This window comes from Peribacillus sp. FSL M8-0224, assembly GCF_038003055.1.
Classification (GTDB): domain Bacteria; phylum Bacillota; class Bacilli; order Bacillales; family DSM-1321; genus Peribacillus; species Peribacillus frigoritolerans.
Genome location: NZ_JBBOOJ010000001.1, coordinates 1,441,099 through 1,457,866, shown reverse-complemented (window position 1 = coordinate 1,457,866; position 16,768 = coordinate 1,441,099). Strand labels below are relative to the sequence as shown.

The 16,768-nt window shown below is 39.4% G+C and carries 14 protein-coding genes and 1 pseudogene; 3 read left to right on the top strand and 12 right to left on the bottom strand.

Going from position 1 to position 16,768, the window contains the following annotated elements:
* Positions 1–8 precede the first annotated feature (8 nt).
* The 6 genes from MKX49_RS07095 to MKX49_RS07070 form a co-directional block, all read right to left on the bottom strand.
* Positions 9–1,331 carry a sensor histidine kinase gene (locus MKX49_RS07095; protein ID WP_340875829.1) on the bottom strand — a complete coding sequence of 441 codons (1,323 nt, stop codon included), beginning with the start codon at positions 1,329–1,331 and terminating at the stop codon, positions 9–11.
* Positions 1,332–1,878: 547 nt separating this feature from the next.
* Positions 1,879–3,816 (bottom strand): FtsX-like permease family protein, encoded by a 1,938-nt coding sequence (locus tag MKX49_RS07090; protein ID WP_340875828.1) that lies wholly within the window; start codon positions 3,814–3,816, stop codon positions 1,879–1,881.
* Positions 3,794–4,570 carry an ABC transporter ATP-binding protein gene (locus MKX49_RS07085; protein WP_340875826.1) on the bottom strand — a complete coding sequence of 259 codons (777 nt, stop codon included), beginning with the start codon at positions 4,568–4,570 and terminating at the stop codon, positions 3,794–3,796. Before MKX49_RS07085 ends, MKX49_RS07090 begins: the two co-directional genes overlap by 23 nt.
* A 98-nt stretch (positions 4,571–4,668) precedes the next feature.
* The gene (locus MKX49_RS07080; RefSeq protein WP_340875825.1) at positions 4,669–5,730 is read right to left on the bottom strand and encodes a sensor histidine kinase; all 1,062 of its coding nucleotides are present in this window, start codon (positions 5,728–5,730) and stop codon (positions 4,669–4,671) included.
* Positions 5,727–6,434, bottom strand: a complete 708-nt coding sequence (locus MKX49_RS07075) for a response regulator transcription factor (RefSeq protein WP_251542513.1) — start codon at positions 6,432–6,434, stop codon at positions 5,727–5,729. Before MKX49_RS07075 ends, MKX49_RS07080 begins: the two co-directional genes overlap by 4 nt.
* 72 nt (positions 6,435–6,506) lie before the next feature.
* The gene (locus MKX49_RS07070) at positions 6,507–6,962 is read right to left on the bottom strand and encodes an SMI1/KNR4 family protein (protein ID WP_241637916.1); all 456 of its coding nucleotides are present in this window, start codon (positions 6,960–6,962) and stop codon (positions 6,507–6,509) included.
* Between the two features lie 1,000 nt (positions 6,963–7,962).
* On the opposite strand from MKX49_RS07070, the gene MKX49_RS07065 reads away from it, so the two are divergent.
* Together MKX49_RS07065 and MKX49_RS07060 are read left to right on the top strand one after the other, a co-directional pair.
* A complete protein-coding gene (locus tag MKX49_RS07065; protein WP_340875823.1) occupies positions 7,963–8,400 on the top strand; it encodes a DUF1641 domain-containing protein in 438 nt (145 codons plus the stop codon).
* Positions 8,401–8,439: 39 nt separating this feature from the next.
* The gene (locus MKX49_RS07060) at positions 8,440–9,621 is read left to right on the top strand and encodes an NAD(P)/FAD-dependent oxidoreductase (protein ID WP_072272746.1); all 1,182 of its coding nucleotides are present in this window, start codon (positions 8,440–8,442) and stop codon (positions 9,619–9,621) included.
* Positions 9,622–9,684: 63 nt separating this feature from the next.
* Here MKX49_RS07060 and chbG read toward each other — a convergent pair whose 3' ends face one another.
* From chbG to MKX49_RS07035, 5 genes are read right to left on the bottom strand one after another with little or no spacing between them, the layout of a single operon-like run.
* Positions 9,685–10,416: a chitin disaccharide deacetylase gene (chbG, locus tag MKX49_RS07055; protein ID WP_063596220.1), complete on the bottom strand. Its 732-nt coding sequence runs from the start codon at positions 10,414–10,416 to the stop codon at positions 9,685–9,687.
* Complete coding sequence (locus MKX49_RS07050; RefSeq protein WP_048684678.1) at positions 10,413–11,756, bottom strand: 6-phospho-beta-glucosidase; 1,344 nt, start codon at positions 11,754–11,756, stop codon at positions 10,413–10,415. Before MKX49_RS07050 ends, chbG begins: the two co-directional genes overlap by 4 nt.
* On the bottom strand, positions 11,753–12,100 hold the full coding sequence (locus MKX49_RS07045) for a PTS lactose/cellobiose transporter subunit IIA (protein ID WP_095678825.1): 348 nt from the start codon (positions 12,098–12,100) through the stop codon (positions 11,753–11,755). Before MKX49_RS07045 ends, MKX49_RS07050 begins: the two co-directional genes overlap by 4 nt.
* A gap of 17 nt (positions 12,101–12,117) precedes the next feature.
* Complete coding sequence (locus MKX49_RS07040; protein WP_034313464.1) at positions 12,118–13,467, bottom strand: PTS sugar transporter subunit IIC; 1,350 nt, start codon at positions 13,465–13,467, stop codon at positions 12,118–12,120.
* Positions 13,468–13,471: 4 nt separating this feature from the next.
* Positions 13,472–13,852, bottom strand: coding sequence for a PTS sugar transporter subunit IIB (locus MKX49_RS07035; RefSeq protein ID WP_311292774.1), 381 nt, complete (start codon positions 13,850–13,852; stop codon positions 13,472–13,474).
* Positions 13,853–14,061: 209 nt separating this feature from the next.
* Here MKX49_RS07035 and MKX49_RS07030 point away from each other — a divergent pair, with 209 nt between their 5' ends.
* A complete protein-coding gene (locus MKX49_RS07030) occupies positions 14,062–14,778 on the top strand; it encodes a GntR family transcriptional regulator (protein ID WP_340878489.1) in 717 nt (238 codons plus the stop codon).
* A 284-nt stretch (positions 14,779–15,062) separates the two neighbouring features.
* On the opposite strand, the pseudogene MKX49_RS07025 reads toward MKX49_RS07030, so the two are convergent.
* A pseudogene (locus MKX49_RS07025) lies at positions 15,063–16,419 on the bottom strand (IS1182 family transposase).
* Between the last annotated feature and the right edge of the window lie 349 nt (positions 16,420–16,768).

Genomic DNA, 16,768 nt, shown 5'->3' with positions numbered 1-16,768 from the left:
GGATCAATTTAGCCCATTTTTCCATTTACGGGAATGATCATCGTAACGGTTGTTTCTTTTTCAGAGGATTGTACATAAATCTCTCCATCATATCTGTTCACTAAGTCTTTGACGATGAACAATCCTTGTCCGCGAACTTTGCCCTTTTGTGCCTTTTTGGTTGAAAAACCGCTGGCGAATATATTCTCCAGATCTAATTCCGAAATCATTGGTCCTGTGTTCGTGACCATAAACGTATACTTTTCATCATCAGCTTTGCAGGCAATATTCATTCGGCGTTCTTGCTCTGGCAATTCAATTGTTGCCTCAATAGCATTGTCGATAACATTTGATAATAATTTTATCAAATCGATTGTTTTGATCCGATTGAAGGATTTGGGTGAAACATCAATTTCAATATCGATATTATAATTCTGTGCCGAGAGCCTTTTGGTCTCCAACAGGACAGATAAGCCCGGATGAATCACATCCAATTTCATTGATTCAATTGAATGCACTTCTTTTGAAAGCCCTGTTAAGTATTCGAGTGCTTTTGCGTTCTCCTCTAATTTAAGCAGTCCATGTATCACCTGAATATGATTGGAAAAATCATGCCTTAATGAGCGGACTGAAGCAAATAGAGATTGAAATTCCGATTGATACGTATCTTCCGTATCCCCCACTTCACGTGTCAGTTCCTTTTGATACCATTTTTGAATGACAAAAAAGGTAACCAACAGCATGATGACAAATCCACCATTATAAACAAGAATGGCAATGCTGCTTTTCAATACCTTGCCGTTAATGGCATTAATATCTTCCGCGCTCACATCAATGCCCAAAAAACCAATAATGTCGCCTTCTTGATTTTTCATTGGCACTCCCACAGTCAAATACTCACCATACTCCGGATCTTCTAGAATCCCGGTAATGAAGCTTTTGCCTTCATACCCCTGTTTGACCTGCTCCGGCGGAACAGTACATGCACCACCGATAGGAAAATCCCCTTTATGATCTTTAGAAAATCCAGTAATCATGCACTTGGATACTGTGGGATTATCAATCATGATGGTATAAACATATAATGCTCCTATTTTTTCACGGGCATCCTCTAAGTAAGCTTTTATATCCTTATAATCCCGGCTCTTTACTTGGTTATTGAGAAATCGCTGATAGGCCTCCATATCCATCGAGTCGGCTATAGATCTAGCAGCTACCAAGTTTTGATTAGCAACGGATTTTTGCACAGAATTTTTAATGCTTAAATATGTTGAAAACATATTTAGAAGAATGAAAACTATCAATAAAAGTATGGTCAAATAAAGAAGTGCCCTTAACTTTTTATTTTTCATAGGATTAAACTTACCTCATCTCTAGCAGCTAAAAGTTAACGAACCTATTCTGAGTTTACTATATTAAGGGATAAAGAAATAGGGAAAAATCTAATATTCTCTATAACCCCAGGCATATAATACTATAATAAATCAAGTAATTGACAGATCACCCACTATTTTTTTGATCATATGACCTTTTATGTTTTAATCTAAACCACGTCTATTATTAATCATTTCCAATAAATTATTTTATTTCCTCAAAATAATTATTTTAGTATAATTATGTATGCGAAAATGGTAAAAATAAATGATGCGGGGTTCGATATTCTTGCTTAAAGTAAATAATTTTACCCTTTATATGAAAATATTACAAGATAGTAAAAGATTCACCTGTAAAATCACACCATAATTCATATGGTTTGTGCAATAGCAGATTACTCCTCTTTCAATAGTGCATATTAACTAATTTATCATCAATGAAAATGCCGTTTCAATGAGAAGACCTCCTGAAAAAGAAAATGGAATCGAGGACTGATTCCCTGATTCCATTTACATATGATAGCTTCTATTTAATCGAATTGATGACTGCCCGCCCATACATCTTTTTAGTTACTTGATAGTACAGCAGTTGAAAAAGAAAATACGTTGCGATGACCATGGCCGAGTAGACAAACAAATTCGATCCCAATAAATTGCTTAATGCCACGTAGGCGACTATGGCATGAATCACCCCTATCAGAAAAGGAGCGAAAAAGAGGATGCGTATTTCGGCACTTAAAATTTGCCGTATTTCTTTTTTTGTCAACCCCAATCGATGAAGGGCATGGATTTGGATTTTTTTATCTTCTAAATTCGTAAAAACTCGCAGATACATCATGCTCCCTTGGACGATAAAGAATAATAGACTGACAAACAAGCCTATAAAAAGAATCAATATGCTACCCTGTTTCATTTCTTGATAAATCGGAGCTCTTGTTTGCAGTTGATTATGATTAGGATTATTAGACATTTGTTCGATTTCACTAGATGTTTCCATTGATTCTTCCCAATCTTTAACTTCATACCCCCGTACTCTTGCCATCTCTTTTAATGGCACATCAGCAGTGATTTCATGATACAGATGATCATCAACCACCATCAGTGTCGTTGCCGCTTTTATGGGTGCGACTATCGATTGATTGCGCTGACCAATCATTGTTACCTGAATGGTTCGATCGCCAAAGTGCAGCTCCTTTTGTTCTCCCTTATGGACGAATTGATAGTCCAGTCCTCCATAAGGAAAAATGTATAATGCTTCTTTTCCAGATAACTTTGCTGGTTCAATTTTTCGTAATGCAGCCGTATTGTTATAATCACTTTCCGAGATTAATAATGACCTATTTTCACTGGATTCTCCCGTTCTCATATGGGGTAGCATGTGGGTGATGGGCACTCCAGTCATATTTACTTCGTAAAGGATCTTGAATCCATCTTCCTTTAATATTTTCTCCACTGCGGATGGTTCAATAACTGAATAAACGGAGGCATCATTTTCAATCCAGCCAATTGATTGCGGAATGTTATCCATCCCTTGCTTTTTTAAATCTGCACTGAACATGAAAAGTGTTCCTGCAGCTGTCAAAATCACGGCTGTAATGATCGAGGTCAAAAAGAATAACCTGGAATAGTCCTTAATATTAAAGATCAGGTTTGTTTGAGTAATTAAATTCGTTCCGCCATATAAGCTTTTCTTCTTCCGGTAAAGCCTGCTGCATAGAGCGACAATGCTTTGGCTGAATAAAAAATAGGTGCCGATCAGTACGAAGAATACTATGGGCAATACTCTATAAGAATTGTTCAACGACATCGTGCCTGCCAAATAATAAGAAATGCTTAAGCAAACTGCTGATAATGCAATTAACCACTTTGAAACGAAGGGAGTCTTTTTGGGTTTTTGTTTATCTTTTAGTAAATCGACTACCTCCGCATTTCCTATTTGGAACAATGATAGGAGCGATAATAGCTGAAATAGTAAAACGAAACCAACAATTGTATAAACAAAGGCCTCAGGAACAAAGACAAATGATATTGGTTGCTCTACAGCCAATAACCAAGAAACTGCCATTAAGAATAACTTTGAGAACAAAAACCCTAAGCCTACTCCAATCATGATAGATATGAGGGAAACCATCGTTTGCTCCAGGTAAATCAGTTTTCTAAGTTGGGATTTGGACATTCCAAGCAGTGTCAGCAGCCCAAACTCTTTTTTTCGCGGCTGTATAAATGCTGCATTCGAATAAGCGATAAAAAAAACTGAAAATATGATGATCACTATTTCAGCTGCAATGAGTCCCTTACTAATTAACTGTCCCCCTGGAATATTCGCATGGACCACATCAGGATGAAAGATAAACGATGCGTAAATAAAAAAGATTGAGACGGAAAGGACAATACTAAAAAAATAAGCAAGATAACGTTGTGCATTTCCTTGAATATTCCTCTTAGCGAGAAGTCGGATGTTCATGATAGACTCCTCCCAAAACGCTTAACGTATCTAAAATCCTTTGATGGAAGCTCTGCCTTTCCCCTCCGCTGTGAACCTCCGAAAAGAACCTGCCATCCTTTATGAATAGAATCCGGTCACAGAAGCTGGCGGCAGTCGGGTCATGAGTGACCATAAGGATGGTTGCTCCCTTTTTCTCCTGAAGTGTCGTGAGGGTATCCATTACCTGCTTGGCAGATTTGGAATCCAAATTACCAGTAGGTTCATCCGCTAAAATAATGGAAGGCTCATGAATCATCGCTCTTGCACAAGCCGTTCGTTGCTGCTGACCTCCAGAAATTTCAAAAGTCCTCTTTTCTAAAATCCCTTCTATACCAAGAATGCTTGCCAACTGATTTACCCTATATTCCATTTCCTGCAGTTTATAATGATCTAACGCTAGAGGAAGTAGGATATTTTCACGAACGGTAAGTGTATCAAGAAGGTTGAAGTCCTGAAAAACAAATCCAATTTCCCTCCTGCGAAACAATGCCAGGTCCTGATTGTTTAATTCATTGGGATTTTGATCATTTAGAATGACTTTACCTGTGGTGGGCTTATCAATCGTTGCCATTAAGTTAAGCAGAGTGGTTTTCCCGCTGCCAGATGGACCCATCACTCCGACAAATTCCCCTTTCTGTACATTCATGGTGAAATTATGTAACGCCTTATGAATTAAATTCCCCTGCTTTTGAAAATAAGTTTTGGATAGTTGTTCCGCTTTTAAAATCGACATCCGAAAATACCTCCCTTTCTTACCGTAAGTATAATGAATAAAGCGGGAGGCTCCCATCGAAGTTTATTACATAATCGTTCAGCACCCTTACAATTCTGTCACCTTTCATGTAAGATATTTGTCTTAAAGAGAAACTCCACAGTAGTCCCTTCGGATACAGTCGATTGGATGGTAACAACATGCCCAAGTCTGTTAACGATTTCCTTCACTAGATATAGTCCCATTCCGGTTGATTCTTGTTTGACTCGCCCGTTCTCACCAGTAAAAAATGGATCAAACACCCGTTTTACATCTTGTGGGACTATTCCAATTCCCTGATCTGTTATCCTAAGGAAAATCTCCGACTCTTTTTCAATGATATTGAACGTTATGCTGTCATGCTCTTCCTGCCTTGAATACTTCAGTGCATTAAAGACAACCTGACTAATGGCGAAGTGGAGCCACTTACGATCCGAATGCACATATACATTCTCAAGCTCCGTTTCAAGCCTGGGATATATGAACCGTTTGATGAACTGTTTTTTTTCCTCGTTAATTACTTGCTTGACCAGATTAATTAAGTCAACCCGCTCCGATTTTACATCCTCCGAAAAACGCTGCAGCCTTGCTCCATGCAATATAATTTCCAGCCCTCTGCGAAATCGATCATTCTCTTCTTCTATCTCTTTAAGATAATCCTTCATCGGCTCATTCGAAAATGTCCTTTTGCCTTCTTGAATCAGTAAGGAAATAACTGAAACAGGTGTCTTCATTTGATGAACCCATTGATGAATCAACAGCTCATATTGTTCCTTCTGTTTGATTTGTTCTTGTAACTGCCCAATAGTTACCTTGTTCATTTGTTGAAAAAGTTCCATCCACAACTTTTGTTCATTTGTCAAAGGTTCCCTAAAGGCTTCGACATATTCAAAAGACAAGCTCGGTTCTTGCTTCATCCTTGCTAATTGATTAAGGAAACGGTATTGCCTTATGTAATCGGCCGCTAAAAATATAAGCATCATAAACAACGCGAGAATAATTAAATAGATGATATTTGAAATCGATATGTGATTCCCCGCTTCCAGAACGGCTAATGCATAAGCAATGATAAGCAGGCTTACCAGTAGAACGGTATAAAATATAAAATAAAGACGGTCTTTTATAAAGGATTTCAGATTCACATTTCTTCACCTTGCACTATTTTTAGTCGATATCCTTTTCCCCTGCTAGTTGTTATGGCATGCTTGACGCCAATATCCTCAAGTTTTCTCCGTACCCTTGTGACATTGACGGTCAATGTATTGTCATCAACAAATGAATCATCATTCCATAATGCCTCAAGTAATTCTTCACGAGAGACAATGGTGTCATACTGTCGTAGTAAACAACTCAATAATTTCAACTCATTTTGAGTTAAATTTATCTGATTGTCTTGATATTCGATCATCGCTTTTTCCGTATAAAGCGTTAATCCCTCCATTTCCTTTACTTGTTGGTGGAATGAAGATATATCCGCATATTCACCATACACCCTACGTAGGACACTCTTTATTTTCGCTAACACCACTTCCAAATGAAACGGTTTTGTTAAATAGTCATCTCCCCCGTATTCAATGGCCATGACTTGGTTCATTTCATCTGTCCTTGCAGAGATGAATATGACAGGAACCTTCGAAACCGTCCTTATTAGCCGACACCAATGGAACCCATCATAATAGGGCAGGTTAATATCCAATAAAACCAAATCTGGCTTTATATCTTGGAACTCCGCAAAAACTTGGTCCAGTTGCTTCACTTCAAAAACCTCATACCCGTACCTTTTTAAATAATTGACCAAGATTCCTGCTATTTTGAGATCGTCTTCAACCAATAATATTTTATACATTTTTATCTCCTCATTAACATGACAATAAAAACCCTTGAATGGCATGAGCCAATCAAGGGGATTACAATAAAATTAGATTTCCTCCGGGACTTTCAATCCCTCAATGAAGGATTTAAAACTCGATGCAACTTTATAAATGTTTTCATCCTGGCTTGATGGATCCGAATACCAACCCTGATCCCAGAAGTAAACTCCCTTTTCTTCTTCATTATTTATCAGCAAAATTTTACCTGCACATGTATCATTACCTATTATAATACAATTCTTATGTAAGTCTTCTCTGTTTTCTTCATGCCATTTCTGTAAATCCAGTTCTTTATCTAGAAGCTCTAATCCATAAAGTGCATGTAAGCATACAAGTGTGTCTAATCCATCCACATAAAACTTACAGTTTTGAACCGTAGTTGTGCCGCCATTATGCTTAAGGAGAAATTGTTTATAATCTTCAGGAATTTCAAAACCCACAAATTCCTGAAAATTATTCACCGCTTCTTCTCTCGCTTTCCCATATCCAGTAATACTCACCATTGTATCGACTCCATTTCATTTTATTGTAGTAAAATCAATTGAACTAATTGCTGTTTATAAATACCTTTTCTTAATGGAGATCCTTTAAATATAAATTATTCATTATTACTTTAGAAAATAATACTTTTTTTAAATATATTAACATAATTTTACTATCCTTTTCAGTATTTTCTGATATATTTTTTGACAATTTCGTTGCTTTTCACTAAGAAAATAGCTTTTTTTAATCGAAGTTTTGTCGAAAAATCGATAAATCGTATACTTTCGCAGATAAATCAGAAGTTTTCGATGATATATCTCCATTTTCGAAGATATATTCCCGATTTCGCAGATAAAAATATTATTCTATAAAAAGGCGCCCACTTCATCTTCAAGATTGGGCGCCTTTTCTCTATTTATCAAACAATTTTATAGTCTTCATACGTAATTAATAACCTGCTCATAGAAACTGTCTCAGCACGAAGTTTATTCTTGTCACGACAATAAGCAATGATGGAACTATTAGGAACTTTAGCTGTACAATTCCATTTACTATATTTTTCATTATACCTAGAGGATATTTCGATAATCCCACCACGTACCTTTAACATCCTTCGTTCTACCAAGGGCATCAACTCCAATTCCGATAATAGTATATACCCTAAATCAGATAAAATATTCTCGAGGCCCATTCCGTCAAAGATTATGGACATTATAGCAAAACAAACATACAAGCAAAATAAAAAGGTTTCTGCTATAGGTCTATTATTATAGGAATGACAAGGTAGAATGTCTCTAATACCCCTCTTTATTTAAGGTATTATAACCAGAATAATCTTAATATTCTTTTGGAATATTAAGATAAATCAAAAAAACCACCAAATAACTCTTAATTATTACGATAAAATTATATTCGTATCACAAAAGAAATATTTGAAATTAAGAGATTAGAGTCGTATGATTAGTAGTATCGGCGGAAAAAACATAAATCAAAATAATTAAGTTTAAAGGGGAATTAGATATGGTAGATGTAATCTCAAAACCTGAACATGAAACACTTAATATTTCTGCAAACCAAGAGCAATTGGATATCCTAGATCAGCTTTTAAAGCCTGAGGTTCAGGAATCATTGAACACTTTAGTCGAGCAGTTACCAAAACTGACTGAGTTAGTGAATATTTTAACAAAGTCTTATGATTTCGCTCAATCGGTTGCGACTGATGATGTGTTGAAAAATGATACGGTCAGCGCCATTTCGGAGATCGCGACACCTGTGGTCCATTCAGTGAAAGGGCTTGCGGCAAATGCCATCGAAGCTAAGGATCGTGCAGAAGCGAATAATGATGTGATCGGTCTTTTTGGTCTGTTAAGGATGATGAAAGATCCGGAAGCACAAAAGCTTTTCCGTTTCGCCCAAGCTTTTCTTGAAGTCTCTTCAGAACGTAAAAACCAAAAATAATTTGATAAACTTTCAATCAGTAAGGACGGGGGATTAACTATGTCAAAACAAATCGTCATCTTAGGTGCAGGTTACGCAGGATTACTATCTGCCTTATCCGTACGTGAATATTACAATAAAGATGAAGTGCAGGTTACAGTGGTGAACCAATTTCCAACGCACCAAATCATCACCGAATTGCACCGTCTTGCAGGCGGATCCATTTCTGAACAAGCCGTTTCCATTCCGTTGGAAAAGCTTTTCAAAGGAAAAGATATCGACCTTGTCATTTCCAAAGTGGAGTCATTCTCGGTTGATAATAAAGAAGTGAAACTTGCCAATGGTTCCACATTATCCTATGATGCCCTGGTTGTTGCTTTGGGAAGCCAAACAGGATTCTTCGGCATTCCGGGACTTGAGGAAAACAGCATGGTCTTGAAATCCGTAAATGATGCTAACAAGATTTACAAACATATCGAAGATCGCATCCGCGAATATTCTCAAACGAATAATGAAGCGGACGCAACCATCGTGATCGGCGGCGGCGGATTGACGGGCGTTGAGTTAATCGGTGAAATCGTGGATCATTTCCCTAAAATCGCCAAAAAGTTCGGAGTGGACTTCAAGGACTTGAAAATCAAGCTTGTGGAAGCTGGTCCAAAAATCCTTCCGGTCCTGCCTGATCACTTAATCGAACGTGCCATGACAAGCTTGGAAGCACGCGGCGTTGAATTCTTGACAGGTCTGCCTGTAACGGGTGTTAAAGGAAATCAAATCGAATTGAAAGACGGACAAACGATAACGGCCAATACGCTTGTTTGGACAGGCGGAGTTGCGGCTCTTCCTATCGTAGGCGAATCAGGCCTTGAAGTGGATCGCGGCAAAGCAACCGTCAATGAGTATTTGCAATCCAAATCCCATAATGACGTATTCGTTGTCGGCGACAGTGCCGTTGCGTTCCCTCCAGAAGGCGGCCGTCCATACGCTCCTACTGCACAAAATGCTTGGCAAATGGGTGAGCTTGTTGGATACAACCTATATGCAGCCTTTGAAGGCAAGAAACTTGAAGTATTCTCACCTGTAAACTCAGGTACACTTGCGAGCCTAGGCCGTAAGGATGCGGTGGCAACCGTTGGGGCCAATAACACGTCCCTTAAAGGCCTGCCGGCTACATTGATGAAAGAAGCAAGTAATGTTCGCTACCTATCACACATCAAAGCCCTATTCAGCCTGGCTTATTAATTCTAAGATAAAGCACAATAAAAGAGGACCATTCATCTTTTGATGAATGGTCCTCTTTTGAAATCAAATCTTTACTTGGTTGATGCTGAATCTAAGTGAAAATCCCTCAGGTAATTTAGCCTTTGTCAAAATCCTGGTTTCTTTCAAGCGTATATCATTATAAGAGGAGACTTCCATCAATTCTTCATCCATATAAGCAGGATGGGTCATTATCTCCACACTCTCCCCATCCATTATCCTCCCTTTCAAGTTTTGAAAGTAATCTTCAACCACCATTTCTCCATAAAAATCATCCAGGAATACATCTGTAACGGTTTGAATCCCTGCAAGGTGCCTTCCGGCATTACGCACTGGCAATCCATATTTATCTGACAGCTTTTTAATAACCGGTAGAAATGCTTTGATCCCGTGTACATGATGATGGCTGTCGAAATGAGTCGGGAATAGGCCAAATTCCAAGAATCTTTCGATTTGTGCTGACCACTCCCTCTCCAATTCGCTCAAGGAAATGCCGGCAGGATCCCCATATACCGTACCTTGCTTCTTAAAGAAACCAGATTCGTCAACCAAACTCGGAACATCACTCAACAAAGGTTTCCCCCATGTCAGGACTAAGTGAATACCTACCTTCAACGATGGTGTTTTCTTGGCGATTTCAATCGCATGCTCCGTTGCTTTCGCATTCATCATGATCGTTGCCGAATTGACAATTCCATATTTGTGGCTATCCAAAATCCCATAATTCACCGCTTTAGTTAACCCGAAATCATCTGCATTTACAAGGACTTCTATCATGATAAATTATCCTGCAACTCCTTTTTTTCAAAAAACTGCGGCAAATAATCTTTATGTGCCTCCAGCATTTCATCCAAGATAAGTTTTGCAACCCGGTCGCTTGGAACGAGTGGATTGATCGTCATGGCAAGTAACGCAGTATCATAGTCCCCCGAAATTGCAGCTTCGATGGCTACCCTTTCAAAGGATTTGATTTGCTGAATTAATCCGCGGACAGCGACAGGAAGCTCTCCTACATTGATTGGTTTAGGACCATCCTTAGTTATCACGCAACTGGTTTCAATCGCCGATCCGTACGGGATGCCTTCAATCGCACCATGGTTGACCGTATTCACCGCTTGAATATCTCGCTTATCCGTATGCATCGAGCAAATCAACCGCACAGCCGCATCACTGTAGTAGGCACCTCCGCGCTCTTCAAGCTGCGGCGGCTTGATAGCCAGATCCTGGTCTTTGTATAGCTCGAATAAGCCTGCTTCAAGTCTTTGAACGACCTCTGCACGTGTTTCCCCTTTTTCCGCATCCTTCAATTCTTGGGCCAGCACATCACCCGTTTTATAATAGTAGTTGTGGTATGGACACGGAAACAGGTTCAACGCTCTAAGGAATTCCGGCTCCCAGCCCATTGCATGGATATTCTTCATCGTGACAGCTTTAGCTGGATCCGTAATCAACTGGATGATTTGATCTTTGACACTCTCGCCATCAACGAATACATCCAAGCCGTAAACCATATGGTTCAACCCAGCAAAGTCGATACGGACCCTTGATGGCTCTACATCCATCAAATCCGCAACACCTCGTTCCATCCCAATCGGCACATTGCAGAGTCCGATGATTTTGGAAATATTACTGTGACGCAGAACTGCTTCCGTTACCATTCCTGCAGGATTCGTGAAGTTAATCAGCCATGCTTCCGGACATAATTCCTCCATCTCATGAGCAATATCCAGAATGACGGGAATCGTTCTAAAGGCCTTGAAAAGCCCGCCTGGTCCATTCGTCTCCTGTCCGATCACTCCGTGTTTCAATGGAATCTTTTCATCAAGAGCCCTGGCTGCGAGCTGGCCAACCCGCAGCTGGGTTGTTACATAATCAGCGCCTTTAAGCGCTTTCTTTCTATCCAGCGTGAGATGGACTTCAATATTCACACCAGCCTTTTCAATCATCCTTCTTGCCAAATTCCCGACAATTTCAAGCTTTTCCTTTCCCGCTTCGATGTCCACGAGCCAAATTTCACTCACAGGAAGTTCTTCATGATATTTGATGAAACCTTCGATCAGTTCAGGCGTATAGCTCGAACCTCCGCCAATCGTGACGATCTTCAACCCCTTGCTCATTCGGCAGTCCTCTCCTTCACAGCATCTGCATGTAAGAATTCTTCGCGTAGATCGATCATTTCAATTGCAAGATCCTTCATAGTCATCGCTGTCATTAAATGATCTTGTGCATGCACCAGGATAATGGGAAGATCAAAAGAGTCCCCGCCTGCCTCAGCATGGATTAATTGGGTTTGGTATTTATGGGCTTGCAGTAATTCCGTTTCCGCCTCGGCGATTTTCAAACGGGCAGAATCAAAATCCTTCTTCTTTGCCTCCTGCAACGCTTCCATTGCAAAGCTTCTCGCATTCCCGCTATATAAAATCAATTGAAAGGATAGCTGGTATAATTCTTCTTTTTCCATTTTTCATCACTACTTTCTTAAAGGCTTAGCGTTTCTGAATCTTTTGTAAGCTTTGTTTCATTTTTGGTGTCTATCTTCACTTGAGCATAAACGAATGGTAAATAAATAGCTGTTGAAATGACTAGATTGATTGCAGCCAGGACCGCTCCAGATACATGTCCGCCTGTGGCCAGGAATCCACCCACAATCGGCGGGGTAACCCATGGAATCTTAGCGACGATCGGGAAAACCATTCCGCTGCTTACCGCGATATAAGAGATCACCGTTGTAATTACTGGGCCGAGAACAAATGGGATGAACCACATTGGATTCAGAACGATAGGCAATCCGAAAAGAATGGGTTCGTTAATCTGGAACACTCCTGGTGCCCCTCCGAGTGCAATCATCTGTTTATACCGTTTCCGGCCGGCAATGATCATTGCAATGATGAGGCCCAGTGTTGCACCAGATCCGCCTAAATATACAAATGCATCCAGGAAAGAACCCGCCAATACGCCGTATTGGTCCATGTCTTTGACACCTTTTGCATATAAATCGATATTTTTCACTCCCGAACTTTCAAAGAGCGGTGTCGTTATCCCGCCAAGGATATTGGGTCCATGCAAACCGATCATCCATAATAAATGAACAAGAAATACTAGTAAAATAGCGAATGGCAATGAATCTACTGCACTTTGTAATGGAGATACGATCACTTTACTCAACCAGTCATTCAATACCTGCCCATCCGTAGCTTTACGGAACAGCAGTCCGAATATACCAGCGATAAAGATCGTTGCCATTCCCGGCACTAACTTTGCAAATGAACGGGCAACCGCAGGAGGAACTCCATCAGGAAGCTTGATGACTAAGTATTTTACCCGGGAAAGTCTCACAAATATTTCAGTGGCTATCAAGGCAACGACAATTCCTGTAAAGAGGGCTGTAGCATTAAAATAGTTTACGCTTACAAAACCCCATGCCCCGCCAGTAACATCCTTATCATCGATGGTTAAAGTGACATTTCCGATTTGAGGCAATAGTAAGAAGAAACAGGCTGCGGATACCAGCATCGCTTCAAAACCATCGTCACCGTATGATCGTGCCAATTTATAAGAAATGCCGAATACAGCGAATACCGTCATGAATGCAAATGTTCCAAACCAAATATCACCGCCGAGCGTATTCCATGCAGGACCGAAGATGGCCTCCATCATTCTTCCGTAAGGCTTGATGACTTGCCCTAGATTATTAAACAGGACGGCGAATGACCCGATCATTGTAATCGCTATCATTCCAATCAATGCGTCACGAATTGCAAGTAAATGCCGGTTATTTCCTACCTTTACCGCCCCAGGCATAATATACTTATCAATAAAAGTCATCATATCCTTATTCTCCTTTTATTAAAGTAGTGGCTTGTTTTAGCACTTCTTCACCATTACATAGTCCATAGAACATCGGATTGATGGTTGCGACAGGAATTCCCTTTTCTTTCCCCGCTTCCTGTAACTTGGAAAGAAGGTATCTAACCTGCGGACCTAATAAAATCACATCAGCTTTATCTATTTCATTATTCACTTCTGTAGAACCGACAGCCCATATATGACATTCTACCCCTTGTTTTTTAGCGCTTTCCTCCATCTTGGTAACTAATAAACTAGTAGACATCCCTGCAGAACAACATAATAATATATTCATTGAAATTACCCCCCTTTTTAATGATTGATTATTCAGTATTTTCAAGTGAGTTGAAACCGCTTTCTTATAAATAACCGATGTTACTTTTTTATCACTTCCCCTTGAGTGAAATGGGTATTATTGCCTCCATACCTACATTGTAGTTACAAATTGAGAAAATATCAACACAATTTTTAATTTGTTACTACAAATTTGTGAATTAAAGTTGATTATTGAACTTATCCGAGATAATCTATATGTATATATTGGGAATGAACATAGGAGGAATCACTGTGGAGACCATGAATAAAGAAGCGGCATTACATTCCATAGTCAAGGAATCGATTATCGATCTCATAAAAAATGGCGAATATCAAACAAATACAAAATTACCGACTGAGGCAGAATTTTGTAAAATATACGGAGTAAGCAGGACAACAGTTCGCACGGCCTTACAGCAATTGAACGTCGAAGGCTACATCTACCGTGTTCAGGGCAAAGGGACTTTCGTTTCGGAAAATAAAGTGAAGCAATTTCTTTCAAGCACGGTTGAAAAGTTCTCTGAGCAAGTCACGATGCAAGGAAAAAACCCTTCGACAAAGGTCATTAGCTTAAAGGTGATTGAAGCAAACGCTACCCTTGCCAAGCTTTTCAAACAAAATATTGGAGACCCCGTAAATAAACTGGAACGGATACGTTACGTAAACGATATCCCCCTTCAATATGAAATTGCCTTTCTCCCTTGGTATAAAACACCCGGACTTAATATCGAAGCCTGCGAAAAATCACTCTTTAAAGTACTTGAGACACAATTCAATTTAAAAGTAAAAAAAACGGTCGAACACTTGGAGTTTTCACTTGCCGACGATTCCATTTCTGACAAATTGGACGTACCGAACGGCTCACCTTGTTTTTCATTGGAAACTTACACATATGAGAATGACGGATCGGTCATTGAATACTCTAAAACTCTCTTTAGAGGCGATCGTGCTCACTTTGTCATCGAGCGGAACTATTGAAATAAGACGGATGCCTAATTAATTAAGGCATCATAGTCTGTAGACAAACTCGATTTTTTTTAGTGTTTGTAAGATTGGAACGTTGAATTCCCTCCAATCAACTGGAACGTTTTTTTAATAAAAACTGCATGCAAACTTATTTTTCTTTTAGAGGCAATCATAACGATTGCCTCTCAGTTTGTAGACAAAAGGGGTTCGGAATTAAAAAATTCCGAACCCCTTTTTGAAATTCCTTTGAAATTTTGACCAAAGGTTAAGAGATTTGGGCTCTTCGAGCCACTATGTTAAGCCATTTTAGGACCTTGCCATGTCCAAGTGGCCATCTTCTTTAAATTAATGGCAGCGAAAGTAAGCATCGCTTGCATCGACAATTTTTTAAGTCCCCTTAAAGTAGTCCAACGCATACCATGCTTTTCTTTTGCATTTGCGAATACACGCTCAATCGTTTCTTTGCGTTTCGCATATATAGGTTTTACCTCTTGATGATGACGCAGATGATCTGCTTCTTCCACATATGCTTGCCAGATATGCCGTGTCACTACTTTTTGATGTTCTTTGCTTTCAGTACACCGTGATAAAAATGAGCATGTTGCACAAATTTGTTTGGCGATTTGTACTCGCGATAGCCCTCTTTATTTGTTGTTGAGTACTTTAAAGTTTCTCCCGAAGGGCAAAGGTAACAATCAAAGTGTTCATCGTAAACATAGTCATGTATACGAAAGAATCCTTCTTTTGTACGAGGACATGTATAGGGTAAAGCAGGTGTGATTTCTTTGTTAATAAGGTATCTTGTAATCGCTGGTGTTTTATAAGCTGCATCTGCGGCAACTGCTTCTGGTTTTCCAACTTTCTCAATCACTTGCTCAACAAGTGGCTCCAAAATATGACTGTCATGTGTATTACCAGGTGTTACAATCGTTCCCCATACAAAACCGTTGCGGTCTGCGGCCGCATGGAATGAATAGGCAAATTGTTTTGTTCGTTCATCTTTCACATAGTAGCCACTCTCAGGCTCCGTAGTACTTTCTTTAATTGCTTTGGTTTCTTCCTTATCAAATTTATCTGGTGTAAAAGGCTTCTTTCCATGGTTTTCACGATCTTGTTTTATTTCATCTTGAAGACGTCCTTGATATGCTCGTGTTTCTTTGTGTACGATTTTCTTTTCAAATTTGCGCTTATTCGCATTGGCTTTCACATGTGTGGAATCGACGAATACGTGTTCAGCACTAATTAACTTTCTATCAGTAGCTGTCATTAAGATGCAATAGAAAATCTGTTCAAACAGATCTGTATCTTTAAAGCGTCGTTCATAATTTTTCCCGAACGTGGAGTAGAAGGTACTTTATCATGGAAACCATAGCCTAAGAACCAACGGTAAGCCATATTTGTTTCAACTTCTTCAATCGTTTTACGCATGGAACGAATACCGAAGGTATGTTGAATGAATGTCAGTTTAACTAAAATAACTGGATCAATACTTGGGCGTCCTACCTCTGAATACATATCTATCACCAAATCATAAATGAAAGTGAAGTCAATGGAAGCCTCCATTTTACGAACCAAATGATTCGCCGGCACTAGTTGATCTAAAGTAATCATTTCAAGTTGATCTCGCTGAATAGAATGATGTTTCGAAAGCATCCTCATCACCTCAAGTTTTAATAGTTCTATTTTAAAACAAAAAAGACTGTAGGCAATAGGAGTTCCCATCTAAAATTTTAAACATAGTTGATTGGAGCGGGTGTGCGAGACTCCTGCGGGAATAGCGAGTCTAAGGGAGACCCCACAGGCGCAATTGCGCCGAGGAGGCTCCCGGACCGCCCGCGGAAAGCGAGTGCCTGAAGTGGAAATCAACGTCCAAATTTGTACAAGCCAAAAAAATGTAGACAAACTCGATTTTCATCGAGTTTGTCTACAGTCTGAGAGGCAATCATAACGATTGCCTCTTTTTGTTGTGTAGCTGATACAGATTTACATAATTACAAAAACA